Origin of the sequence: Neisseria sp. P0019.S002 (genome assembly GCF_051957155.1) — a bacterium.
GTDB lineage: Bacteria > Pseudomonadota > Gammaproteobacteria > Burkholderiales > Neisseriaceae > Neisseria > Neisseria perflava.
In genome coordinates, this window is sequence record NZ_JBQCWS010000002.1 from 312,704 (window position 1) to 335,823 (window position 23,120).

Consider the following 23,120-nt stretch of genomic DNA (forward strand, 5'->3'; position numbering starts at 1 on the left):
ACCTTATTTTAAATAATGCTTTGAGTATTACAACAAACTAGGTAGAATTACGCTGTTTAATGGCTCGGTATTCCCAAAATTTTAGGACGACTGAATAATGGATAATCAAGAAATCAACAACGGTCGCCGCCGTTTCCTGACACTGGCTACTTGCGGTGCAGGCGGTGTGGCGGCTCTAGGCGTAGCTACGCCTTTCGTGGCCAGCTTCTTCCCATCGGAGAAAGCTAAGGCTGCTGGTGCTGCTGTCGAAGTAGATGTCAGCAAAATCGAAGCAGGCCAAATGCTGACTGCCGAATGGCAGGGTAAACCGATTTGGCTGGTCAACCGCACAGATCAACAGCTCAAAGACTTGAAAAGTTTGGATGGTGCAGTTACAGACCCTAATTCCGAAGTGGATCATCAGCCCGAAAATTGTAAAAACGAGACCCGTTCGATCAAGCCGAACCTTCTCGTCGCTATCGGTATCTGTACCCACCTGGGTTGCTCTCCGACTTACCGTCCCGACATTGCTCCCGCCGACTTGGGTGCAGACTGGAAAGGCGGTTTCTTCTGCCCTTGCCACGGTTCGAAATTCGACATTGCAGGCCGAGTATACAAAGGTGTTCCTGCACCGACCAACTTGGTTGTACCGCCTTACAAATATCTGAGCGATACAACTGTTTTGGTGGGCGAAGACTAAAAATAAGGAACGATAATTATGGCAAACCAAACCAATAGCAAAGCAAAAGCATTGTTAGGCTGGATGGACGCTCGCTTCCCTCTGTCTAAAATGTGGAATGAGCATTTGGCTCAATACTATGCGCCGAAGAACTTCAACTTCTGGTATTACTTCGGCTCTTTGGCCCTGCTTGTCCTTGTAATTCAAATCGTCAGCGGTATTTTCCTGACCATGAACTACAAACCGGACGGCAACCTTAACGCCTACCATCTGCCTGCTGCCTTTACCGCAGTAGAGTACATCATGCGCGACGTGTCCGGCGGCTGGATTATCCGCTACATGCACTCCACCGGCGCATCTTTCTTCTTCATCGTCGTTTATCTACACATGTTCCGTGGTCTGATTTACGGTTCATACAAAAAACCTCGTGAATTGGTGTGGATTTTCGGTTCCCTGATTTTCTTGGCATTGATGGCAGAAGCCTTTATGGGTTACCTGTTGCCTTGGGGTCAAATGTCCTTCTGGGGTGCGCAGGTAATTATTAACCTGTTCTCCGCCATCCCTGTTATCGGTCCTGATTTGTCCACTTGGATTCGTGGTGACTTCAACGTTTCCGACGTTACTTTGAACCGCTTCTTCGCCCTGCACGTTATCGCAGTACCTCTGGTATTGCTCGGCTTGGTTGTGGCTCACATCATCGCCCTGCACGAAGTGGGTTCTAACAACCCTGATGGTGTTGAAATCAAGAAAAACAAAGACGAAAACGGTATTCCACGCGATGGTATCCCATTCCATCCTTACTACACCGTTAAAGACATCTTGGGCGTCGTTGTATTCCTGATTGTCTTCTGTTCTGTGTTGTTCTTTGCACCTGAAGGCGGCGGCTACTTCTTGGAAGCGCCAAACTTCGATGCAGCTAATGCGCTGAAAACACCTCCTCACATTGCGCCGGTATGGTACTTCACTCCGTTCTACGCAATTTTGCGTGCGATTCCTTCCTTTGCCGGTACTCAGGTATGGGGTGTAATCGGTATGGGGGCAGCAGTTGTACTGATTGCCTTGTTGCCTTGGTTGGATAAAGGCGAGGTTAAATCTGTCCGTTATCGCGGCCCAATCTTCAAAACTGCGTTGGTTCTGTTCATCATTGCCTTCATCGGTTTGGGTATTTTGGGTGCAATGGTAGCAACTGATACTCGTACTTTGGTGGCACGTATCCTGTCTTTCGTCTACTTTGCATTCTTCCTGGGTATGCCGTTCTATACCAAACTGGATACCAACAAACCAGTTCCTGAACGCGTAACCATGAGCACTACTAAACAAAAAATTATGTTCTTTGTTTACGTCGGTATTACCGTTGTTGGTGCTTATTTGTTTGCAACCAATATCTGATGAGGGCAGCGAAAATGAAACAAACTCTGAAAAACTGGTTTGCTGCCTTATTGCTGGCAGTGCCTATGAGTGCAGCCGTCGCCAGCGGCGGCCATGCAAACTACGAAAAAGTCGATATCGACCTGCGTGATCAAGTCAGTCTGCAGCACGGTGCGCAAATCTTTACAAACTACTGTTTGTCTTGCCACTCTGCAAGCGGTATGCGCTTCAACCGTCTGAAAGATATTGGTTTGACTGAAGATGAAATCAAGAAAAACCTGATGTTCACAACAGACAACGTTGGTGACGTAATGGTAGCGGCAATGGATCCGAAAGATGCCTCCAAATGGTTGGGTGCGCCTCCGCCGGATTTGACCCTGATTGCTCGTTCTAAAGGTGCAGACTACCTGTACGCCTATATGCGCGGTTTCTATAAAGACCCAACTCGTCCGAACGGTTGGAACAATACTGTTTTGGCCGGCGCGAGTATGCCTCACCCATTGTGGGAGCAACAAGGTATTCAAGCCGTTGAGTTGGATGCTAAAGGTCAGCCTGTTATGATTAAAGACGAGCATGGCAACCTGACTCCTAAGCTGTATTGGGAATCTACCGGTCTGCACAGCCGTCGCCTGCCTAACGGTAAAGTGATCCAAAAAGAGTACGATGCGTATGTGCGCGATTTGGTAAACTACCTGGTATACATGGGTGAGCCTGCTCAATTGCAACGCCACCGTATCGGTTACATGGTTTTGACATTCCTGTTTGCCGTAATGTTGCCGTTGGCGTACTTCCTGAAAAAAGAATTCTGGAAAGACGTTCATTAATTCTTTTGAATCAAAAAGGCAAACCTGTTTCAGGTTTGCCTTTTTTGTTTGCTTAATCAATTTATGTCGGATTAATGCAAATCTAAAAATTGCTTAATGTAAACAGTGTGTTATTTTAAATTTCTGGATTAAGTATTTGAAATTATGTATAATTCTTTCTGAATTTTTATAAGGCTTAAGGCCGTCTGAAAAGATTGATCAGGAGTAGAAGATTATGATGACTTTGTATTCGGGTATTACTTGTCCATTCAGCCAACGCTGCCGTTTTGTGCTGTACGAAAAAGGCATGGATTTTGAAATCAAAGATGTGGACGTGTTCAATAAACCTGAAGACTTGGCTTTGATGAATCCGTATAACCAAGTACCGGTTCTAGTTGAGCGTGATTTGATTTTGCACGAATCAAACATCATCAACGAATACATTGATGAGCGTTTCCCTCATCCTCAGTTGATGCCGGGTGATCCTGTTATGCGCGGTCGCGGCCGTTTGGTGCTGTACCGTATGGAAAAAGAATTGTTCAGCTTGGTACAAGTGTTGGAAAACCCTGAATCTACCAATAAAGAACAAGCTAAAGCGCGTGAAGCCATTGGCAATGGTTTGACATTGTTGGCACCATCTTTTACTAAAAACAAATACATCTTGGGCGATGACTTTTCTATGATTGATGTTGCCTTGTCTCCGCTGCTGTGGCGTTTGGACTATTACGACATCAAACTGGGTAAATCTGCTGCGCCTTTGCTGAAGTACGCCGAGCGTATTTTCCAACGCGAAGCCTTTATTGAGGCATTGACGCCGGCTGAAAAAGCCATGCGCCGCTAAAGGATGGATATATGGCAACTTCAACCAAACCGTATTTGTTGCGTGCTTTGTATGAATGGTGTTTGGACAATAACCAAACACCGCACATCGTTGTTTGGGTAAATGAACATACCCGTGTGCCGATGCAGTATGTGCGTGACAATGAAATTGTTTTAAATATTGGCCCTACTGCCAGCCATAACTTGAATATCGACAACGAGTGGGTCAATTTTTCTGCACGCTTTTCCGGCGTAGCGCACGAGATTTGGATTCCGGTCGGTCATATTGTCAGTATATTTGGCCGCGAAAGTGGAGAGGGTATGGGGTTTGAGGTAGAACCATATCAGCCTGCTTCTATCGAAGCTGCAGTGGTCGAAGATAAAAAAGCTGAATCTGCGGAAGAAAAACCGAAAAAAGTATTGAAGCTTGTGAAGTAATTAAAAGACAAGAGGCCGTCTGAAATGTTTCAGACGGCCTTTATTGATTGGGTATTGAGGTGGCAAAATTAATGAGCAATCAGTTATTAATTAAGATTAAGCCAAACAAAAAAGCTCTTGTGTTTAACAAGAGCTTTTTTGTTTAGTGGTGGAGGTAAGCGGGATCGAACCGCTGACCTCTTGCATGCCATGCAAGCGCTCTACCAACTGAGCTATACCCCCGAAATTTGGTGGCGAATCAGGGACTCGAACCCCGGACACAAGGATTATGATTCCTCTGCTCTAACCGACTGAGCTAATTCGCCGTTTCGTGAAGTCGCTATTATAGTTTTTTTTGAATATTTGGCAAGCGCTAATTTTGCTTTTTTTTATTTCTTATTGTTTTTAAAAAATAAAAAGTAGGTTGTCAGGCTATAACTTATGGCAAATATCGCCGTGGCTGAAGCCTGTCCAATCGATATCAATGTCTTTGCCAAAAGCGATCACTTTAAAAAGTTCGCCCATTTCGTGCTGATGTATCAGTTTCTGTACTGCGGCGGCGGCTTGGATATATTCAACCGAATCCGGGCTGCCGATTTGTGAAAGTAGATCAGTGATGCCGAGATTGAGCAGGAAATAGGATTGGGGCAGGTAGCCGATTAAGTCCAAACCTGCTTCCGTGCCGGCGCGTGCAATATCGGTGAAATTGACGTGCGCAGTCAAATCGGTTAGGCCGATATTGAAAAATGGGTCGTGGATGGTGTGGTGGCGATAGTGGCCGATAAATGTGCCTTCTTTGCGTTGCGGATGGTAATACTGGGCGGCGTCGAAGCCGTAATCGATAAATATCATGCCGCCGCGCTGTAATTTAGCGGCCAGGGTTTGGATAAAGGCATATTGTGCCGGATGCAGCTCGCTTGTGTATGAAGGGAGGGGAGGAAAATATAAGGCGGCTGTTTGTATCAGTTCGGATTGGGTCAATGGTCTGATGGCTTCGATTAGCTCGTCATTCTCTAGGCTCACGCCGATTTGTTGAAATCCTCCATCTTGATAAATTAAGCGTTCAACCGGCATGGCATCCAATACTTCGTTGCCGATGATGATGCCGTCAAAGTGTTCGGGTAATGCGGTGAGGTGGATGATTTTGGCGGCTGCTTCGGGAGATGTGTGCTCAAGAATATGTTGACGTTGTCTCTCTGCAAGCTCTGCTGATAGCTCAATAATGTAGTAATGACTCAGGTCGTCTGAAAGATTTTGTAACAAAGTAGCGGCAAGATGGCCTGTACCTGCACCAAATTCATAGATATTGCCTGCTGTTTGCGGCAGTAATTCGGCAAGTTGTTTGGCAAGGGTTTGTCCGAATAGGGGGGAGAGGGTTGGGGCAGTAATGAAGTCGCCGTCTGTGCCGATTTTATGGCTGCCTCCACTGTAATAGCCGTATTGAGGTGTGTAAAGGGCAAGCTCCATAAAACGGGAAAAGGGTATCCAGTTTTGATGTTGTTCAATTTCGTTTTTTATGAGCTTCGTCAGGTGTGCTGAAGAGGCTTGTGCATCAGTGGAAGGGAGGGGGAGTTGTGGCTTCATGACTGTTAGATAATGTAAAAAATTTGAATTTGTTTGTATATTATAGCCCCTTGTGAGAGGGGTGATAATCGGGTGTAAAAATACTATATGTAGTATTTTAAAAACATAAACAATACTAGATATGGTGTTTTATGCCATATAAAATGGCTGGCATATTAATTTGTCATGCATTTTTGTATATATAAGCTATTGAATTTTAAGTGTTTAGTGTTTCATTTCAGATAAAGGGTTGATTTGACCTGATTGCCAAAATTTCTTATAGTGTCGGTTAGTGGGGCATAGTGGGTGAAAGTGGTTACTTTTCCCAAAAAGTGTTCCGTAGAAGTGAAAACGAAATATTTTAGGAAGGTGGGATTTTTAATCCCACTCTAGTTTTATTTTAATCGAATTTGGGGTGTGATGTGTTTGGCGGTGCTCATGAATTGAGTATGGACAGTAAAGGGCGGTTGGCGATTCCTGCCAAATTCCGCGATATTTTGCTGCGCCGTTATACGCCTGCAATTGTGGTCACACTGGATTCCCGAAAAAAATTATTGATGTACCCCGAGCCCGTTTGGGAAGAAAAAGCCGAGCAGATTTTGAAGTTGAAAGTTGCCGGCAATGAAGCTTTGCAACGGTATCAAAATCTGCTGCTGCACAATGCGGAGATTTTGGAGTGGGACAGCGCCGGACGTGTTTTGATTCCGGCCAATCTGCGCAAACGTGTGGATTTTGAAAAAGAAGTTACTTTGGTTGGCCGTGCAAACCGTATGGAGTTGTGGGGTCGCGAACATTGGGAAGAGGAAATGAATCAGGCTTTGGATATCGATCCTGATGAATTGGCTTTCCAATTAAGTCAAACGGATTTGCAATTGTGAGTAAAGTTGAAAATTATCAGCATGTTACTGTCTTGTTGCATGAGGCGGTGGATGCGTTAGCAATCCGTGAAGACGGGATTTATGTGGACGGTACGTTCGGTAGGGGAGGGCATTCCCGGCTGATTTTGTCACGTTTGGGTGAGCAGGGTCGTTTGGTTGTTTTTGATAAAGACCCGGAGGCGATTGCGGTAGCTAATGAGCTGGCGGCCCAAGATAAACGTGTCAGTGTCGTACACAATGGTTTTGAAACATTTCAGACGGCCTTGGATGAATTAGGCATCGATAAGATTGACGGTGCGCTTTTTGATTTGGGGATTTCGTCGCCGCAAATTGACGATGGCAGCCGCGGATTCAGTTTCCGCTTTGATGCGCCGTTGGATATGCGGATGGATCCGACTCGCGGGATGTCTGCGGCAGAATGGATTGCAACCGCATCCGAACAGGATTTACACGAGGTCATTAAGAATTATGGTGAAGAGCGGTTTAGTCGCCAGATTGCGCGCGCCATTGTTGCGCAACGCGAGGAGAGTCCCATCGATACAACCCGCAAGCTGGCGCAGCTTGTGGCGCAAAACGTCCGTACTCGTGAGCGCGGACAAGACCCTGCAACGCGCACCTTCCAAGCAATTCGCATCTTTATTAACCGCGAGCTCGAAGAGGTAGAGGCAGTTTTGCCGCAGGTTGCAGGCCGTCTGAAAGAGGGTGGACGCTTGGCTGTCATTGCGTTCCATTCGCTGGAAGACAGAATTGTGAAGCAGTTTATTAAAAAATATTCGCAACATGCGCCATTACCCCGTTGGGCAGTGGTCAAAGAGGCGGATTTGCCTCAGCCGCCTTTGAAGGCTGTGGGCAAAGCAATCAAACCGGGTTCGACAGAGACTGAAGCTAATCCGCGTGCACGCAGTGCAGTTTTGCGTGTGGCGGAGCGCAGCAGCGACGAATTTTCGGTTGTTGACTAGGGAAGCGTTTCGGCATTGTCGCAAGGGATGTTTCTGTTGACAGGCCGTCTGAAAGTTTGAAATGGGTAAGTTGAATATTTTATTACTGGTTTTGGTGACGGTTTCGGCCTTTGCCGTAGTGTTTAAGCAAAACCAGTCGCGCTTGCACTTTATCGAGTTGGATAAGGCGCAAAAACGGGAAATTCAGTTGGAACAGGATTACGCGCGCTTGAAATTGGAGCAGGCAAGATTGGCCAACCACAAACTGATTAAAGTGGCGGCCGAAAAGCAACATCTGCTTCCGCCGGGTGCGCATAATACGGCTATGCTGGAACGCAAAAAATAAGAATATAGCCTTGCTTTCAAGGTGTTTACGGGAATTAATAGCTCACTGAGCAGCTAAGTCATGAGAAGTCCAACATGTTAATTAAGAACGAATATAAACCTCAAATGCTGTCTGGAACCACAAAAACAAAAAAACCGTTGACAAGTAACGGGCGTATCGGTTTGGTGCTGGGTGCTGTTGCGCTGGCATTTACCGGTCTGTTGGTACGCGGGGTTTATCTGCAAACCAGTCAGCATGAATTTTTGAAAAATCAGGGCGACCAACGTTTTGTGCGTACGCTTCCTCTGCCGGCATCACGCGGTATGATTACCGACCGCAATGGTGCCACATTGGCTTTGAGTGCGCCTACTGAATCATTGTATGCCATGCCTTCTGGTATGGAGGAAATGCCGACTGACGAGCAGTTGGAAAAATTGTCGGCCATTGCCGATGTGCCTGTTGAAGTTTTGAAAAATAAATTGTCTAAAAAAGACAAAGGCTTTATCTATCTGAAACGTCAACTCAGCTACGAGAAAGCAGAAGAAATCAAGGCGTTGGGCATTAAAGGCATTGCATTCCAAAAAGAATTGAAACGCCATTACCCGATGGGCAATCTGTTTGCGCACGTTATCGGTTTTACCAATATCGACGGCAAAGGTCAGGAGGGCTTGGAACTTTCCCGTGAAGACAGCCTGCGTGGTGAAGATGGTGCGAAAGTCGTATTGCGCGACAACAAAGGCAATATCGTTGACAGCCTCGACTCTCCACGCAACAGCGTGCCTAAAAACGGCCAAGACATGATTTTGTCTTTGGATCAGCGTATTCAAACGCTGGCGTATGACGAGTTAAACAAAGCTGTGGCTTATCACAAAGCCAAAGCGGGTACAGTTGTGGTATTGGATGCACAAACTGGCGAGATTTTGGCTTTGGTCAACAGCCCGGCTTACGATCCGAATCAACCGGGTCAGGCCAATAGCGAACAACGCCGCAACCGCGCCGTAACCGACATGATTGAACCAGGTTCTGCCATGAAGCCGTTTACCATTGCCAAAGCATTGGATTCAGGCAAAGTGGATGCAACCGATACGTTCAATACCCTGCCTTACAAAATCGGTCCGGCTACCGTGCAGGATACCCACGTTTATCCTACTTTGGATGTGCGCGGCATTATGCAAAAATCTTCCAACGTCGGTACCAGTAAACTTTCTGCCATGTTTACGCCTAAAGAAATGTACGATTTCTATCACGATTTAGGTGTGGGCGTGCGTATGCATTCAGGCTTTCCTGGCGAGACTGCAGGTTTGTTGAGAAGCTGGCGCAGATGGCAAAAAATCGAACAGGCAACCATGTCTTTCGGTTATGGCCTGCAATTGAGCCTGTTGCAATTGGCGCGTGCCTATACTGTCTTGACCCATGACGGCGAATTGTTGCCGGTCAGCTTTGAAAAGCAAGCGGTTGCCCCTAAAGGCAAGCGCGTCATCAAAGCCTCTACTGCAAAAAAAGTGCGCGAGTTGATGGTTTCCGTTACTGAAGCCGGCGGTACCGGTACTGCCGGTGCTGTGGATGGTTTCGACGTAGGTGCGAAAACCGGTACGGCGCGTAAACTGGTCAATGGTCGCTATGTAGACAACAAACACGTCGGTACGTTCATCGGTTTTGCCCCGGCTAAAAATCCACGCGTGATTGTGGCCGTTACCATCGACGAACCGACTGCCAACGGCTATTACGGCGGCGTGGTTGCCGGTCCCGTATTCAAAGAAGTCATGAGCGGAAGCTTGAACATCTTGGGCGTTTCCCCGACTAAGCCTTTAAGTAATACCGCTACTGTCAAAGTACCGTCATAATCCAAACAATCAAAGAGATATTGTTTATGTTCAGCAAGTTAACCCCCTTGGCTGAAACCAACTTTCCGCCTCTGCTGTGTGAAAACGCAGCAGGGCGTTTGTTGCATTCAGACAGCCGACAAATTAAACAGGGTGACATTTTCGTTGCCTGCCAGGGCGAATATACAGACGGCCGTAGCTATATTCCTGCCGCCATCGCCAACGGAGCAACCTTTGTTTTTTGGGATGATGACGGCAAATTCACATGGAATCCTGAATGGAACGTTCCCAATCAAGGCATTAAAGATCTGAAACATCGCGCCGGTATGTTGGCGGCGCAGGTTTACGGCAATGTTTCAGACGGCCTTAAAGTTTGGGGCGTAACCGGTACCAACGGCAAAACTTCTATCACACAATGGCTGGCGCAAGCTGCCGATCTTCTGGGCGAAAAAACCACCATTATCGGCACAGTCGGCAACGGCTTTTGGGGCGCATTGGAAGAGACCACGCATACCACGCCAGCTCCCGTTGATGTTCAAACCCTGCTCTACCGCTTCCGCCAGCAAGGCGCAACAGCCGCCGCGATGGAAGTTTCCAGCCACGGCCTTGACCAATCGCGCGTCAACGGCGTGCCGTTTCGCAGTGCAATCTTCACCAATCTCACTCGCGACCACCTTGATTATCATGGCACCATGGAAGCCTACGGTGCCATCAAATCGCGCCTGTTCTACTGGCATGGTCTGCAACACGCTATCATCAATGTCGATGATGAATACGGCGCAGAACTGGTAGGCCGTCTGAAAAAAGACTGTCCCGATTTAGCCGTTTACGGCTATGGTTTCAGCGAACAAGCCAATATCCGCATTACCGATTTCACCGCTTCTTCAGACGGCATGGAAGCCGTATTCCAAACCCCGTGGGGCGAAGGAAAATGCCGTACCCGTCTGCTCGGACGATTCAACGCGCAAAACCTCGCCGCCTGCGTTGCTTTGCTGTGTGCCAACGGTTATCCACTCAATAACGTTTTGGATGTATTGGCAAAAATCCGTCCTGCTTCAGGCCGCATGGATTGCATTATGAACAGCGGCAAGCCCCTAGTCGTCGTCGATTACGCCCACACACCTGACGCATTGGAAAAAGCACTCTCCACCTTGCAGGAAATCAAACCGCAGGGTGCGGCTTTATGGTGCGTATTCGGCTGCGGCGGCAACCGCGACCGTGGTAAACGTCCATTGATGGGCGCAGCAGCCGTACAGGGCGCGGATAAAGTTGTTGTAACCAGCGATAACCCACGCTTGGAAAATCCACAAGACATCATCAACGATATTTTGCCTGCCGTCCCTAATCCTGAACGCGTCGAAGTTGATCGCGCCGTTGCCATTCGTTATGCGGTTGAGCAGGCTGCTACGAACGACATCATTCTAATTGCCGGTAAAGGGCATGAAAACTATCAGGATGTACAAGGCGTGAAGCACCATTTCTCCGATTTTGAAATTGCAGAAAAAGCATTGGCAGAGCGTGGATAAGCCATATCGCAAATGTTCAGACGGCCCGAAACCTTAAGGCCGTCTGAAAAAGATTTAAACATATACAATAAAAGCAATACGACACACGCATTACGGCACGTCAGCCATTAAACCCATCACAGTTGTTTGTTTCAGAAGACTTTTGAGAAAGGCCGTCTGAACAACAAGGAGACCGATTTGATGCTGAAAATGCCGATAAAAACCTTATTAATCAGTGCAGCCGTAGTTTTATTTGCAGGCTGTACAACCAAACAACTTCCGCGTCCTACTGCCGAAATCGAGCAGTTGAGGGCACAACAGCCTCCTGCCGAGCAAAGCCTGCCCAATCCTGTTAAAGGCAAACGTTTTGACGACACTTGGGGCGCGGCGCGCAGTCAGGGGCGCAGGCATGAAGGTGTGGATATTTTTGCTAAGAAAAATACGCCAATACGCAGTACGACGCCCGGTATCGTGACCAAAATTGGGCGCAACCGATTGGGTGGTAAAGTTATCGGTATTCAAGGGCCGGGTGCGTGGCATTACTATGCCCATCTGAATAAATTTGCCCGTATCCGCCTGTATGAGCGAGTCAAAGAAGGGCAGGTCATCGGCTATGTCGGTAAAACCGGCAACGCTAGAACCACACCGGCCCACCTGCATTACGGCGTATATCTGCCCAGCGGCGCGGTGAATCCGTATCCGCTGATTAATCAGAGCAGATAGGCCTTCTGAACAAGATTTGAGAGTATGAACGCAAAGAAATTGGTTAAGGCAACGAATATCGTCGGTATGGTGGCAGTCGTGCTGCTGGTGTATTGGGTATTTGTTCTGATTTTATCCAATGTTTTCGGGCTTAAGGTATTCCGCGAATACATTACGGAAATTTTCCTGATGAGTATTTTTGGGATTTTTGCCGTGATGGCGGGTGCCTTGATACTGAACATCATGCTGAATTTGACCCGTATTGCTGAGCGAGGACAAGAGGAAGAAAGCAAAGGTGGCCGGAAAACCTTATATTTGTTGTTGGCAGTATTTCCTGTTTTAGCAGCCTTGTTATTTGGCGGAAATTATCTGACTGTTCAGAAAAAACGTCAGATTTTGACTCAATCGCTAGAGCGCATCGTCAAGGACAATCCGTCGCAAATCAACGCGTTGGCAGATTATCGTTTTGATTTTGCGTATATCAAAAAAGCAGCGTTAATCCTTGAGCTGATGTCGAAGGAGGATTCTGCCTTTAAAGCAGCTACGGTGATTGTGCCGGATACGATCGGTAATAAACAGGTTTATTTGGCTTTCTCAGCCGATTCTCATTTAAGTGGGATTGATGAGCAGGCGCCCAATGTTCAGGGGGTAGGCGACAATAATGATTTTGTCGTTACTCGGAATGGCAATAAAGAAACAATCAGTAAAACGCAATATCTTCATGCGCCAAATCTGAGCGAGCGCGAATACTTGCAAAGAATATTTGCCGGACAAACAAATGAAATACGGTATGAGGCAAAAGATGGCAATTACAGTCTTTGCCACCCCTACCGCCAAAACGGTAAAACCATTGTATTGTGTTTTTCCGATTACCAGCAGTACGGGAAAATCGGCAGTTGATAAGAGAAAGTGATTTGTAGTATGAAAAGTTGGTTTTCCAATACATTTCCTGAATATAAAAAATTGCCCAAAAGCGGCAAATTTATGGCATGGCTGACTTTTGTGCAGGGCGTGGTTTGGTTGATTCTGGCATCAATTCAGAGTGTGCAAGGACTGATTAACAACATGGCATGGGCTGTGTTTTTTGGGATTTTACTTTTCATCTTGGGTGTGTTGGCGTTGTCTGCAGCATGGAATGCGTTTAAATTCCGTGAAGTAGGTTTTAAGAGAATGACATATGTGTACACGCCATGCTTATTGCAGATTGCTTTTGCAAGCGATGTATTTTCTTTTACATATTATATAGAAAGTGTACTGCAATTATCATTTAGCCTTATAGTACATAAACTTACTGTCGGTATAAATTTTGCCGCTATTCTTTTTATTGTACTGGCAGGACGCAATTGTCGTCATTTAAAAATGGTTTCCCAAAATACGGATAAAAATGTGGAACCGTTAGAACAAGTAGAACAAGGACAAGAAACACAATCATGAAACCACTAGACCTAAATTTCATCTGTCAAACTCTCGGCCTTCCGATGCCGTCTGAAAATCAACCCGTTTCGCGTATTGTTACAGACAGCCGCGATATTCAGGATGGCGATGTTTTTTTCGCGCTTGCCGGCGAGCGCTTTGACGCGCATGACTTTGTTGAAGATGTGTTGGCAGCGGGGGCAACGGCAGTTGTGGTTTCGCGCGAAGATTGTGCGGCTTTGAAAGGTGCATTGAAGGTTGACGATACGCTTGTGGCTTTGCAAAAACTGGCGAAGGCGTGGCGTGAAAATGTGAATCCGTTTGTCTTTGGCATTACCGGCTCTTCCGGTAAAACGACGGTTAAAGAGATGTTGGCCGGCGTATTGCGTCATCGATTCGGTGATGAAGCTGTTTTGGCGACTGCCGGTAATTTCAACAACCATATCGGCCTGCCGCTGACTTTGTTGAAACTGAATGAAAAACACCGCTATGCCGTCATTGAAATGGGCATGAACCATTTTGGCGAATTGTCTTTGTTGACCCGAATCGCCGGTCCGAATGTTGCTTTGGTTAATAACGCTTTGCGCGCGCATGTCGGTTGCGGTTTTGATGGCGTCGGCGATATTGCTAAAGCAAAAAGTGAAATCTACGAAGGTTTGCTTTCAGACGGCATTGCGCTGATTCCGTGCGAAGATGCCAATATCGCTACATTTGAAGCTGCTACTGCGCAATTGAATGCTCAGACTTTCGGCGTTGCCAGTGGCGATGTCCATGCAGAAAATATTGAGTTGAAACCGTTGTCCTGCGAATTTGATTTGGTGCGTGGCAATGAACGGGTTGCCGTGGTGTTGCCAGTCCCCGGCCGTCACAATGTGCATAATGCCGTAGCGGCGGCTGCTCTGGCTTTGGCGGCAGGTTTGAGCCTTGCCGAAGTTTCAGACGGCCTGAAAAATTTCAGTAATATCAAAGGCCGTCTGAATATCAAGCAAGGCATTAAAGGCGCGACTTTGATTGACGATACTTATAATGCCAACCCCGACAGTATGAAAGCCGCCATTGATGTGCTCGCTGCTATGCCTGCGCCGCGTATTTTTGTGATGGGCGACATGGGCGAATTGGGTGAGGACGAAGCCGCCGCCATGCACGCCGAAGTTGGCGCGTATGCACGGGATAAAGACATCGAGGCCGCGTATTTTGTCGGCGACAACAGCGTTGAAGCGGCAGAGACGTTTGGTGCGGAAGGTTTGTGGTTTGCTGATAAAGATCCGCTGATTCAAGTGTTGAGCCACGATTTGCCTGAACACGCTACTGTGCTGGTCAAAGGCTCGCGCTTTATGAAGATGGAAGAAGTGGTCGAGGCACTGACGGATAAAGAGGTTGTCTGAAAATGGAACAGAAAAGGAAACGGCCTATACTGTTGCAGGTTATCGTTTTAATGATAATAGTGTCAGCAGTTTTATGGCCTGTGGCGGTGTGGCAGTACATCAAAGATGTAGGGTTTGAGGTAATAAGTGAGGCGATTGAAATCACAGGTGGAGATTGGTTGTGGTTTTGGTTAGGAAATTTTCATTTACTTATTCAAGTGATATTGATGCTGGTTAGTGCTGTTGGGCTATGGAGAGGTAAGGATTGGGCGCGTAGATTGTGGCTGTATGGCTGTATACTGTATATCGTCTACAATATGGTCGGTTATTTGGTTTCCCCTAGGAACGGTTTTCCATTGTTGGATGTCATCATTCGTGTTGCAATTTGTTACAGCTTGTTTTGCTTACATCCCAAGGATTATTTTCAGACTCAAGAAAATAAAACTTAAGAAGGCCGTCTGAAATATGAAAAAGATTTTACTATTGACTGGTTTGCTGATTGCCGCGTTTTATGCCGGAATGAAAGTACAGGCATTTATCTATGAAGATACTTGCTTGGATTTGGGCGGCGGAAAAAATCCTGGAAACTATCCGATTTGCGTGGTAGAGAAATAATCTTACTCAACAAGGCCGTCTGTAATTTCAGACGGCATACCGATTTATTTTTAATTGGGCAATAAGCCCGCTGTAACAACAAAAACAAAAAAGGAAGCCCCATGTTTTTATGGCTCGCACATTTCAGTAACTGGTTAACCGGTCTGAATATTTTTCAATACACCACATTCCGCGCCGTCATGGCGGCTTTGACTGCTTTGGCGTTTTCCCTATTGCTTGGTCCGTGGACCATCCGCAAACTGACTGCGCTTAAAGTCGGCCAAGCCGTCCGTACCGACGGCCCTCAAACCCACCTGATCAAAAACGGTACGCCAACCATGGGCGGCTCGCTGATTTTGACCGCCATTACCGTGTCCACAATCTTGTGGGGCAACTGGGCAAATCCTTATATCTGGATTCTCTTAGGCGTCTTGCTTGCTACCGGTGCACTCGGTTTTTACGACGACTGGCGCAAAGTGGTTTATAAAGACCCTAACGGCGTGTCTGCCAAATTCAAAATGGTGTGGCAGTCCAGCGTTGCCATCATCGCCGGTTTGGCATTGTTCTACCTTGCGACAAATTCCGCCAACAATATCCTGATTGTTCCCTTCTTCAAACAAGTTGCCTTGCCGCTTGGTGTCGTCGGCTTCTTGGTATTATCCTATCTGACCATCGTCGGCACATCCAATGCCGTTAACCTGACCGACGGTTTGGACGGCTTGGCCGCATTCCCCGTTGTACTTGTTGCAGCCGGTCTTGCTATCTTTGCTTATGCCAGCGGACACTCCCAATTTGCCCAGTACCTGCAATTACCTTACGTTGCTGGCGCAAACGAAGTGGTGATTTTCTGTACCGCCATGTGTGGCGCGTGTCTCGGCTTTTTGTGGTTTAACGCCTATCCGGCACAAGTCTTTATGGGCGATGTCGGCGCACTCGCGCTCGGTGCAGCACTCGGTACCGTTGCCGTCATCATCCGCCAAGAATTTGTCCTCGTCATCATGGGTGGCCTGTTTGTTGTTGAAGCCATTTCCGTTATGTTGCAAGTCGGTTGGTACAAACGCACCAAAAAACGCATCTTCCTGATGGCGCCGATTCATCACCACTACGAACAAAAAGGCTGGAAAGAAACCCAAGTCGTCGTCCGTTTCTGGATTATCACCATCGTCTTGGTGCTGATTGGTTTGAGTACCCTCAAAATCCGCTAAATCTCTAAAGGCCGTCTGAAAGTTTCAGACGGCCATTATGTAAGGTAAGCATGCTTGCCTGAATCCTCTATTTCAAAAATAAATTCCGCAATAATCCACACAGAAAGTCTCCAAACATGTACCAATCTTTCGGCGGCGCAACCGGCATCCGCACCCTGACCGACCGTTTCTACGATTTGATGGAACTTGAGCTGCAATACCAAGCCTTGCGCCAAATGCACGGCGAAGACATGACCCTGATACGCGAAAAGCTCTACGAATTTTTCAGCGGCTGGCTCGGCGGCCCGCAACTCTTTGTCGAAAAATACGGCCATCCCCAACTGCGAGCCCGCCATATGCCTTTTGCCGTCAACGTACAAGTCCGCAACGAATGGATCGCCTGCTTTGCCCAAGCCATGAGCGAACTGGACATCGACAAAGCACTTGCCGAGCCGGTTTTAATCCAAGTTTTTGCCATGGCAGATTGGTGTCGTAACCAAAACGAAGACGGTATCGAACCGCCTATGCCGCCGATGGCGGTTGACCCATGGGTACGTGCACCGGAATTGCAGCAGATTTTGAGTAGCTACGGTGTGAATAGCTTTTTTAAGGAATTTGCTGGCTAAAGGCCGTCTGAAACTTCTTGGATAAAACAGGAACAATAATTTAAAAGTAAAAAGTAATAGGTTTTAAAATGAATAAGTGCTTTAAAAGAATAATGTTGGGCATGATTGCCTTGAGTTTCAGCCAACTAGTGTGGGCGGATAATGTCCCTAATTTTCAGGAAACCTTGCGGGCGGCAGAACAAGGAGTTGTTGCTGCCCAATACAATCTTGGTCAGATGTATCGTAACGGACAAGGTGTCCGTAAAGACTATGCTGAAGCGGTTAAATGGTATCGCAAGGCAGCAGAACAGAAGCATGGCGCTGCACAACACAATTTGGGCGGAATGTATGCCTATGGACTGGGTGTCCGTCAAGACTATGTTGAGGCTGTAAAATGGTATCGCAAAGCAGCAGAACAGGGTTATGTAGAAGCCCAAAACAATTTGGGTGTGAAGTATAAGGAAGGACAAGGAGTCCGCCAAAACTATGCAGAAGCAGTCAAATGGTTTCGTAAGGCGGCAGAACAGGGAAATGCTTCATCACAAAACAATTTAGGTTCGATGTATGAAAAAGGGCAAGGTGTTCGGGAAGACCATGTTGAAGCGGTCAAATGGTTTCGTAAGGCGGCGGAACAGGGGGGTGCCGAAGCTCAAAATAATTTAGGTACGAAGTATGCTAATGGGCAAGGTGTTCACCAAGATTATGCACAGGCATTTAAATGGTATCGCAAAGCGGCAGCTCAGGGAAATATCATTGCACAATACAATTTAGGTGTAATGTATCTAAAAGGGCAAGGTGTACGTCAAAGTAAAATAGTTGCTAAAGAATGGTTTAAGAAGGCTTGTGCTAATGGAGACAAGCAAAGTTGTGATGCTTATCAAAAATTGGATTAGGCAGGATATTAAATTTTGCTAAGGGCCGTCTGAAAAACTAGGATAAAACAGAAATAATAATTTGAATGTAATGGATTTTAAAATGAAGATTTCGGTGAAAAAAATAATAATGGGTGTGATGGCTTGCTTTGGGTTAGGGCAGGCAGCTTTAGCTGAAAGTATTCCGGATTTTAAGAATATGCTGAGAGCTGCGGAGCAAGGAGATCCAGAAGCTCAATTAAGTATTGGAGCAATGTATGCGAATGGACAGGGTATTAGTCAAGACAACAGGCTAGCAGTGCAGTGGTTTCATAAGGCAGCAGAGCAAGAGAATGCTAAAGCTCAATTTAACTTGGGTGTAATGTATCAGCTAGGGCAAGGTGTTGGTCAAGATTATGTACAGGCGGCAGAATGGTATCGTAAGGCTGCCGCACAGGGTGATACTGGAGCCCAAAATAATTTGGGTATGCTGTATCAAAATGGGCAAGGTGTTAGTCAAGACTATGCTCAGGCTGCAGAATGGTTTTATAGGGCTGCGAATCAGGAAAATACAGATGCTCAGTTAAATTTGGGTATGCTGTATGCTAAAGGGCAAGGTGTTTGCAAAGACTATGAGCAGGCGTTGAAATGGTTTCGTAGAGCTGCAGAACATGGGGATGCGGCAGGTCAATATAATTTGGGTTTAGCATATGCAAATGGTAAAGGGGGACGTCAGGATTACACGCAGGCTATAGAATGGTATCGCAAGGCAGCAGAGCAAGGGAATGTAGATGCACAATATAATTTAGGTGGTATGTACGCTAGCGGAAAAGGTGTAAGACAAGATTATGTACAGGCGATTGAGTGGTACAGAAAGGCAGCAGAGCAAGGTGATATGGTTGCGCAATTAAATGTGGGTGTAATGTATGCTAATGGCCAAGGAGTTGAGCAAGACTACGTACAAGCTGTGAAGTGGTATCGCAAGGCGGCAGAACAAGGAAATGCCAAAGCTCAATTTAATTTGGGTGTAGTGTATGCCACTGGGCAAGGAGACCGTCAAGACTACGTACAAGCAGCACAGTGGTACCATAAGGCAGCAGAACAAGGCTTAGCTGATGCTCAATATAATTTGGGCGAGATGTATTATTACGGACGAGGCATTCGTCAAAATCATACTCTTGCCAAGGAGTGGTTTGGTAAGGCATGTCAGAATGGATTGCAACAAGGCTGCGAGGCGTATCGTCACTTGGATGGCGCAGAATTTTGAATCAAAGGCCGTCTGAAAAACTAGGATAAAACAGAAATAATAATTTGAATGTAATGGATTTTAAAATGAATAAATTATTAAAAAAAATAATGAGAATCCTATTATCTTTGTGCTTAGTGCAGGAGGTTTGTGCGGATAATGTGCCGGATTTTCAGGAAACGCTTCAAGCTGCAAAACAAGGGTATGCTCCTGCTCAATATAATTTGGGTCTGATGTACACTCAAGGACAAGGAGTCCGTCAAGACTATGTCGAAGCAGTCAAATGGTATCGCAAGGCAGCAGAGCAAGGGCATGTCGATGCCCAAGTGAATTTGGGTGGGCTGTATGCTGATGGGAGAGGAGTCCGTCAAGACTATGTCGAAGCAGTCAAATGGTATCGTAAGGCAGCAGAACAAGGGGATGCCGTTGCCCAATATAATTTAGGTTTAAAATATGCTGATGGGCAAGGAGTCCGTCAAGACGATGCACAAGCGGTACAGTGGTATCACAAGGCGGCAAAACAAGGCTTAGCTGGTGCCCAATATAATTTGGGTGTGGCTTATGAAGAAGGACAAGGAGTCCGCCAAGATGATGCGCAAGCAGTGCAGTGGTTTTACAAGGCAGCAGAGCAAGGGGATGCTTATGCACAATATAATTTGGGCGTGATGTATGACAATGGGCGAGGCGTCCGTCAAGATGATGCACAGGCAGTGCATTGGTATCGCAAGGCGGCAGAACAAGGCTTAGTTGGTGCCCAATATAATTTGGGTGTGATGTATGCCCAAGGTCAAGGAGTCCGTCAAGATGATAAGCAGGCAGTGCATTGGTATCGTAAGGCGGCAGAACAAGGAGATGTACAAGCTCAATATAATTTGGGTTGGATGTATGCCCAAGGACAAGGAGTTCGTCAAGATGATAGGCAGGCAGTGCAGTGGTATCGCAAGGCAGCGGAACAAGGGGATGCAAAGGCTCAATTAAATTTGGGTGTGATGTATGTTCAAGGGCAAGGAGTCCGTCAAGATGATAAGCAGGCAGTACATTGGTATCGCAAGGCGGCAGAACAAGGGGTTGCCGAAGCTCAATATAATTTGGGTTTAATGTACGCCAAGGGGCAAGGAGTCCGTCAAGATGATACACAGGTAGTGCAGTGGTATCGCAAGGCGGCAGAACAAGGGCTTGCTGAAGCTCAATATAATTTGGGGTTAATGTATTATCACGGACGAGGCATTCGTCAAAATCATAATCTTGCCAAGGAGTGGTTTGGTAAGGCATGTCAGAATGGATTGCAGCAAGGCTGCGAGGGGTATCGCCACTTGGATGATGCAGAATTTTGAATCAAAGGCCGTCTGAAACCCAAGGATAAAACAGAAACAATAATTTGAAAGAAATGAATTTTAGAATGAATAAATTATTAAAAAAATGATGGTAGTTCTACTGTCTTTGGACTTGGCGCAAGCGGTTTTAGCGGATGATGTGCCGGATTTTCAGGAAACGCTTCAAGCTGCAGGGCAAGGGTATGCTAAAGCCCAATTTAATTTGGGTTTGATGTACTACAATGGGCAAGGAGTTCGTCAGGACTATACACAGGCGGTGCAGTGGTATCGCAAGGCGGCAGAACAAGGATTGGCCGATGCCCAATATAATTTGGGTGTGGCGTATGAAAAAGGTAAAGGAGTTCGTCAAGACTATGCAAAGGCAGTGCAATGGTATCGCAAGGCGGCAGAACAAGGGGATGCAGAAGCCCAATATAATTTGGGTGTAATGTATGCCAACGGGCAAGGAGTCCGTCAGGACTATACACAGGCAGTGCAGTGGTATCGCAAGGCGGCAGAACAAGGATATGCTAAAGCCCAATATAATTTGGGTGTCATGTATTATGATGGACAAGGGGTCCGTCAAGATGATGCACAGGCAGTGCAGTGGTATCGTAAGGCGGCAGAACAAGGGGATGCCGAGGCACAATATAATTTGGGTGTGATGTATACCCAAGGACAAGGAGTTCGGCAAAATCTTGTGATTGCTAAGGAATGGTATGGCAAGGCTTGTGATAATGGATCTCAACAAGGTTGTGATAATTATCGAGAATTGAATCAGACAGGATATTGAATTTTTCTAAAGGCCGTCTGAGAAAACTTAGGATAAAACCAAAATGACTTTCCAAGATAAAAAAATCCTCGTCGCCGGACTCGGCGGCACGGGTATTTCCATGATTGCCTACCTGCGCAAAAACGGCGCGGAGGTTGCCGCGTATGATGCGGAGCTGAAACCGGAGCGCGTGTCGCAAATCGGTAAGATGTTTGAAGGGCTGGTGTTTTACACGGGTCGTCTGAAAGATGTGCTGGACAACGGTTTCGATATTTTGGCGCTCAGTCCCGGCATCAGCGAGCGTCAGCCGGATATTGAGGCGTTCAAGCAAAACGGCGGGCGCGTGTTGGGCGACATTGAATTGCTGGCGGATGTTGTGAACCGCCGCGGCGACAAGGTGATTGCAATTACCGGCAGCAACGGCAAAACCACGGTAACGAGCCTGGTCGGCTATCTCTGCATCAAGTGCGGGCTGGATACCGTTATCGCAGGTAATATCGGCACGCCGGTTTTGGAGGCGGAATTGCAGCGCGAAGGCAAAAAGGCGGACGTGTGGGTGTTGGAGCTTTCCAGCTTCCAACTGGAAAACACCGAAAGCCTGCGCCCGACTGCGGCGACAGTGCTGAACATTTCCGAAGACCATCTCGACCGCTACGACGACTTGCTTGACTATGCGCATACCAAGGATAAGATTTTCCGTGGCGATGGCGTGCAGGTTTTGAATTCAGACGACGTGTTCTGCCGCGCCATGAAGCGTGCCGGGTGCGAGGTGAAATGGTTTTCGTTGGAACACGAAGCCAATTTTTGGTTGGAACGCGAGACAGGCCATTTGAAACAAGGCAATGAAGATTTGATTGCCACGCAAGACATTCCGCTGCAAGGCTTGCATAACGCCGCCAACGTCATGGCTGCCGTGGCTTTGTGTGAGGCCATCGGTTTGCCGCGCGAAGCATTGCTCGAACACGTCAAAACCTTCCAAGGCCTGCCGCACCGCGTGGAAAAAATCGGCGAGAAAAACGGCGTGGTGTTTATCGACGACAGCAAAGGCACGAATGTCGGCGCAACTGCCGCCGCGATTGCCGGTTTGCAAAATCCGCTCTTCGTGATTTTGGGCGGCATGGGCAAAGGACAGAACTTCACGCCCCTGCGCGACGCACTTGTCGGCAAGGCAAAAGGTGTGTTCTTGATTGGTGTCGATGCGCCGCAAATCCGCCGCGATTTGGACGGCTGCGGTTTGAATATGACCGACTGCGCCACTTTGGAAGAAGCGGTTCAGACGGCATACGCCCAAGCCGAAGCGGGCGATATTGTGTTGCTCAGCCCTGCTTGTGCGAGCTTTGATATGTTCAAAGGCTATGCGCACCGTTCGGAAGTGTTTGTCGAGGCGTTCAAAGCTTTGTAAGGCCGTCTGAAAGATGAAAAGAGGGTTGAAAATCGGCTCGGCGGCAGTCTTGCTTCTGGCTGTCGCCGCTTCGGTGTTTTGGTTTGTCGCACCGATTCGTTCCACGACAACCGGTACTATGCCAAGCGAAGCGCCGTTGCCTGAAGATGCGGTTATCGACAGATTGGTAGTGCATAAAAGTAAGCGCACCATGTCGGCCTACTCGCAAGGCAGGCTGCTGAAAATCTATCCCATTTCGTTGGGCAAGCAACCGGTCGGGCATAAACAGTTTGAAGGCGACGGCAAAACGCCCGAAGGAAAATACCGCATCAATGAGCGCAATCCCAACAGCGGATACCACAAAAACCTCGGCGTTTCCTATCCCAACGAAGCCGATAAAACCTACGCAGCGGCACAAGGCAAAAGCCCGGGCGGGTTGATTAAAATCCACGGCATGAAAAATGGCTGGGGTTTTATTGGCAAAAAACATCTGCAAAAAGACTGGACCAACGGCTGCATCGCGGTAACGGACGAAGAAGTCGACGAACTCTACCGCAGCGTGAAACACAATGCGGAAATTGAGATTCTGCCGTAGGTT

25 protein-coding genes and 2 tRNA genes are annotated in these 23,120 nt (G+C 47.2%); 24 read left to right on the plus strand and 3 right to left on the minus strand.

Translation table 11 applies throughout. From position 1 onward, the window contains the following. Positions 1-97 precede the first annotated feature (97 nt). From petA to ACTHTY_RS04885, 5 genes are all read left to right on the plus strand, one after another. Complete coding sequence (gene petA, locus ACTHTY_RS04865) at positions 98-679, plus strand: ubiquinol-cytochrome c reductase iron-sulfur subunit (RefSeq protein WP_070504243.1); 582 nt, start codon at positions 98-100, stop codon at positions 677-679. Positions 680-697: 18 nt separating this feature from the next. Continuing rightward, positions 698-2,047, plus strand: coding sequence for a cytochrome b (locus tag ACTHTY_RS04870; protein ID WP_003681866.1), 1,350 nt, complete (start codon positions 698-700; stop codon positions 2,045-2,047). Between the two features lie 14 nt (positions 2,048-2,061). After that, positions 2,062-2,850 (plus strand): cytochrome c1, encoded by a 789-nt coding sequence (locus tag ACTHTY_RS04875; protein ID WP_198341499.1) that lies wholly within the window; start codon positions 2,062-2,064, stop codon positions 2,848-2,850. 214 nt (positions 2,851-3,064) lie between these two features. Further along, a complete protein-coding gene (locus ACTHTY_RS04880) occupies positions 3,065-3,670 on the plus strand; it encodes a glutathione S-transferase N-terminal domain-containing protein (RefSeq protein WP_039861850.1) in 606 nt (201 codons plus the stop codon). An 11-nt stretch (positions 3,671-3,681) separates the two neighbouring features. Then, positions 3,682-4,086 (plus strand): ClpXP protease specificity-enhancing factor, encoded by a 405-nt coding sequence (locus ACTHTY_RS04885; protein WP_107723763.1) that lies wholly within the window; start codon positions 3,682-3,684, stop codon positions 4,084-4,086. A gap of 146 nt (positions 4,087-4,232) precedes the next feature. Here the strand turns inward: ACTHTY_RS04885 and ACTHTY_RS04890 are convergent. From ACTHTY_RS04890 to ACTHTY_RS04900, 3 genes are all read right to left on the minus strand, one after another. Continuing rightward, positions 4,233-4,308 (minus strand) — tRNA-Ala (locus tag ACTHTY_RS04890). Between the two features lie 6 nt (positions 4,309-4,314). Then, positions 4,315-4,391 (minus strand) — tRNA-Met (locus ACTHTY_RS04895). A 106-nt stretch (positions 4,392-4,497) separates the two neighbouring features. After that, positions 4,498-5,649: a class I SAM-dependent methyltransferase gene (locus ACTHTY_RS04900; RefSeq protein WP_371459628.1), complete on the minus strand. Its 1,152-nt coding sequence runs from the start codon at positions 5,647-5,649 to the stop codon at positions 4,498-4,500. A 401-nt stretch (positions 5,650-6,050) separates the two neighbouring features. On the opposite strand from ACTHTY_RS04900, the gene mraZ reads away from it, so the two are divergent. The 19 genes from mraZ (at position 6,051) to ACTHTY_RS04995 (ending at position 23,117) form a co-directional block, all read left to right on the plus strand. After that, entirely contained in the window at positions 6,051-6,506 is a 456-nt protein-coding gene (gene mraZ, locus ACTHTY_RS04905) for a division/cell wall cluster transcriptional repressor MraZ (protein ID WP_039861849.1), read from the plus strand. Further along, positions 6,503-7,465 (plus strand): 16S rRNA (cytosine(1402)-N(4))-methyltransferase RsmH, encoded by a 963-nt coding sequence (gene rsmH, locus ACTHTY_RS04910; protein WP_107723761.1) that lies wholly within the window; start codon positions 6,503-6,505, stop codon positions 7,463-7,465. The genes mraZ and rsmH overlap by 4 nt, the downstream gene beginning before the upstream one ends. Before the next feature lie 61 nt (positions 7,466-7,526). Beyond that, on the plus strand, positions 7,527-7,790 hold the full coding sequence (gene ftsL / locus ACTHTY_RS04915; protein WP_003681879.1) for a cell division protein FtsL: 264 nt from the start codon (positions 7,527-7,529) through the stop codon (positions 7,788-7,790). A 74-nt stretch (positions 7,791-7,864) separates the two neighbouring features. Beyond that, complete coding sequence (locus ACTHTY_RS04920; RefSeq protein ID WP_004518895.1) at positions 7,865-9,613, plus strand: peptidoglycan D,D-transpeptidase FtsI family protein; 1,749 nt, start codon at positions 7,865-7,867, stop codon at positions 9,611-9,613. 26 nt (positions 9,614-9,639) lie between these two features. Then, positions 9,640-11,118 (plus strand): UDP-N-acetylmuramoyl-L-alanyl-D-glutamate--2,6-diaminopimelate ligase, encoded by a 1,479-nt coding sequence (locus ACTHTY_RS04925; protein WP_440366626.1) that lies wholly within the window; start codon positions 9,640-9,642, stop codon positions 11,116-11,118. Positions 11,119-11,298: 180 nt separating this feature from the next. Next, complete coding sequence (locus ACTHTY_RS04930; protein WP_440366687.1) at positions 11,299-11,820, plus strand: M23 family metallopeptidase; 522 nt, start codon at positions 11,299-11,301, stop codon at positions 11,818-11,820. 24 nt (positions 11,821-11,844) lie between these two features. Continuing rightward, complete coding sequence (locus ACTHTY_RS04935) at positions 11,845-12,699, plus strand: peptidase (RefSeq protein ID WP_440366627.1); 855 nt, start codon at positions 11,845-11,847, stop codon at positions 12,697-12,699. Between the two features lie 21 nt (positions 12,700-12,720). Then, a complete protein-coding gene (locus ACTHTY_RS04940) occupies positions 12,721-13,233 on the plus strand; it encodes a hypothetical protein (protein ID WP_070824159.1) in 513 nt (170 codons plus the stop codon). Then, positions 13,230-14,597, plus strand: a complete 1,368-nt coding sequence (locus ACTHTY_RS04945) for a UDP-N-acetylmuramoyl-tripeptide--D-alanyl-D-alanine ligase (RefSeq protein ID WP_440366628.1) — start codon at positions 13,230-13,232, stop codon at positions 14,595-14,597. The genes ACTHTY_RS04940 and ACTHTY_RS04945 overlap by 4 nt, the downstream gene beginning before the upstream one ends. Positions 14,598-14,629: 32 nt before the next feature. Then, the gene (locus ACTHTY_RS04950; RefSeq protein WP_440366629.1) at positions 14,630-15,025 is read left to right on the plus strand and encodes a hypothetical protein; all 396 of its coding nucleotides are present in this window, start codon (positions 14,630-14,632) and stop codon (positions 15,023-15,025) included. A gap of 16 nt (positions 15,026-15,041) precedes the next feature. Further along, positions 15,042-15,191 (plus strand): hypothetical protein, encoded by a 150-nt coding sequence (locus ACTHTY_RS04955; RefSeq protein WP_049335337.1) that lies wholly within the window; start codon positions 15,042-15,044, stop codon positions 15,189-15,191. Positions 15,192-15,292: 101 nt separating this feature from the next. Next, on the plus strand, positions 15,293-16,375 hold the full coding sequence (mraY, locus tag ACTHTY_RS04960; protein ID WP_004518887.1) for a phospho-N-acetylmuramoyl-pentapeptide-transferase: 1,083 nt from the start codon (positions 15,293-15,295) through the stop codon (positions 16,373-16,375). Positions 16,376-16,491: 116 nt separating this feature from the next. Continuing rightward, positions 16,492-16,980 carry a group II truncated hemoglobin gene (locus ACTHTY_RS04965; RefSeq protein ID WP_440366630.1) on the plus strand — a complete coding sequence of 163 codons (489 nt, stop codon included), beginning with the start codon at positions 16,492-16,494 and terminating at the stop codon, positions 16,978-16,980. A 68-nt stretch (positions 16,981-17,048) separates the two neighbouring features. Next, positions 17,049-17,852: an SEL1-like repeat protein gene (locus ACTHTY_RS04970; RefSeq protein WP_440366631.1), complete on the plus strand. Its 804-nt coding sequence runs from the start codon at positions 17,049-17,051 to the stop codon at positions 17,850-17,852. 70 nt (positions 17,853-17,922) lie between these two features. Beyond that, positions 17,923-19,077, plus strand: a complete 1,155-nt coding sequence (locus ACTHTY_RS04975) for an SEL1-like repeat protein (protein ID WP_440366688.1) — start codon at positions 17,923-17,925, stop codon at positions 19,075-19,077. An 89-nt stretch (positions 19,078-19,166) separates the two neighbouring features. Continuing rightward, on the plus strand, positions 19,167-20,390 hold the full coding sequence (locus ACTHTY_RS04980) for an SEL1-like repeat protein (RefSeq protein ID WP_440366632.1): 1,224 nt from the start codon (positions 19,167-19,169) through the stop codon (positions 20,388-20,390). Positions 20,391-20,475: 85 nt separating this feature from the next. Beyond that, positions 20,476-21,162 carry a tetratricopeptide repeat protein gene (locus tag ACTHTY_RS04985; RefSeq protein ID WP_440366633.1) on the plus strand — a complete coding sequence of 229 codons (687 nt, stop codon included), beginning with the start codon at positions 20,476-20,478 and terminating at the stop codon, positions 21,160-21,162. Positions 21,163-21,205: 43 nt separating this feature from the next. Next, on the plus strand, positions 21,206-22,543 hold the full coding sequence (murD, locus tag ACTHTY_RS04990) for a UDP-N-acetylmuramoyl-L-alanine--D-glutamate ligase (protein WP_440366634.1): 1,338 nt from the start codon (positions 21,206-21,208) through the stop codon (positions 22,541-22,543). 13 nt (positions 22,544-22,556) lie between these two features. Then, a complete protein-coding gene (locus tag ACTHTY_RS04995) occupies positions 22,557-23,117 on the plus strand; it encodes a L,D-transpeptidase family protein (RefSeq protein ID WP_440365665.1) in 561 nt (186 codons plus the stop codon). Positions 23,118-23,120 lie beyond the last annotated feature (3 nt).

What these genes read in the sequence shown, in the direction of transcription:
- ACTHTY_RS04880 (WP_039861850.1), top strand. Translation starts at nt 3,065, where the DNA reads ATGATGACTTTGTATTCGGGTATTACTTGTCCATTCAGCCAACGCTGC.
- ACTHTY_RS04955 (WP_049335337.1), top strand. Translation starts at nt 15,042, where the DNA reads ATGAAAAAGATTTTACTATTGACTGGTTTGCTGATTGCCGCGTTTTAT.
- ACTHTY_RS04965 (WP_440366630.1), top strand. Translation starts at nt 16,492, where the DNA reads ATGTACCAATCTTTCGGCGGCGCAACCGGCATCCGCACCCTGACCGAC.
- ftsL (WP_003681879.1), top strand. Translation starts at nt 7,527, where the DNA reads ATGGGTAAGTTGAATATTTTATTACTGGTTTTGGTGACGGTTTCGGCC.
- ACTHTY_RS04945 (WP_440366628.1), top strand. Translation starts at nt 13,230, where the DNA reads ATGAAACCACTAGACCTAAATTTCATCTGTCAAACTCTCGGCCTTCCG.
- ACTHTY_RS04940 (WP_070824159.1), top strand. Translation starts at nt 12,721, where the DNA reads ATGAAAAGTTGGTTTTCCAATACATTTCCTGAATATAAAAAATTGCCC.
- mraY (WP_004518887.1), top strand. Translation starts at nt 15,293, where the DNA reads ATGTTTTTATGGCTCGCACATTTCAGTAACTGGTTAACCGGTCTGAAT.
- ACTHTY_RS04935 (WP_440366627.1), top strand. Translation starts at nt 11,845, where the DNA reads ATGAACGCAAAGAAATTGGTTAAGGCAACGAATATCGTCGGTATGGTG.
- ACTHTY_RS04970 (WP_440366631.1), top strand. Translation starts at nt 17,049, where the DNA reads ATGAATAAGTGCTTTAAAAGAATAATGTTGGGCATGATTGCCTTGAGT.
- ACTHTY_RS04925 (WP_440366626.1), top strand. Translation starts at nt 9,640, where the DNA reads ATGTTCAGCAAGTTAACCCCCTTGGCTGAAACCAACTTTCCGCCTCTG.
- ACTHTY_RS04985 (WP_440366633.1), top strand. Translation starts at nt 20,476, where the DNA reads ATGATGGTAGTTCTACTGTCTTTGGACTTGGCGCAAGCGGTTTTAGCG.
- ACTHTY_RS04875 (WP_198341499.1), top strand. Translation starts at nt 2,062, where the DNA reads ATGAAACAAACTCTGAAAAACTGGTTTGCTGCCTTATTGCTGGCAGTG.
- murD (WP_440366634.1), top strand. Translation starts at nt 21,206, where the DNA reads ATGACTTTCCAAGATAAAAAAATCCTCGTCGCCGGACTCGGCGGCACG.
- ACTHTY_RS04920 (WP_004518895.1), top strand. Translation starts at nt 7,865, where the DNA reads ATGTTAATTAAGAACGAATATAAACCTCAAATGCTGTCTGGAACCACA.
- ACTHTY_RS04870 (WP_003681866.1), top strand. Translation starts at nt 698, where the DNA reads ATGGCAAACCAAACCAATAGCAAAGCAAAAGCATTGTTAGGCTGGATG.
- ACTHTY_RS04980 (WP_440366632.1), top strand. Translation starts at nt 19,167, where the DNA reads ATGAGAATCCTATTATCTTTGTGCTTAGTGCAGGAGGTTTGTGCGGAT.
- ACTHTY_RS04930 (WP_440366687.1), top strand. Translation starts at nt 11,299, where the DNA reads ATGCTGAAAATGCCGATAAAAACCTTATTAATCAGTGCAGCCGTAGTT.
- ACTHTY_RS04900 (WP_371459628.1), bottom strand. Translation starts at nt 5,649, where the DNA reads ATGAAGCCACAACTCCCCCTCCCTTCCACTGATGCACAAGCCTCTTCA.
- ACTHTY_RS04885 (WP_107723763.1), top strand. Translation starts at nt 3,682, where the DNA reads ATGGCAACTTCAACCAAACCGTATTTGTTGCGTGCTTTGTATGAATGG.
- ACTHTY_RS04995 (WP_440365665.1), top strand. Translation starts at nt 22,557, where the DNA reads ATGAAAAGAGGGTTGAAAATCGGCTCGGCGGCAGTCTTGCTTCTGGCT.
- ACTHTY_RS04975 (WP_440366688.1), top strand. Translation starts at nt 17,923, where the DNA reads ATGGATTTTAAAATGAAGATTTCGGTGAAAAAAATAATAATGGGTGTG.
- petA (WP_070504243.1), top strand. Translation starts at nt 98, where the DNA reads ATGGATAATCAAGAAATCAACAACGGTCGCCGCCGTTTCCTGACACTG.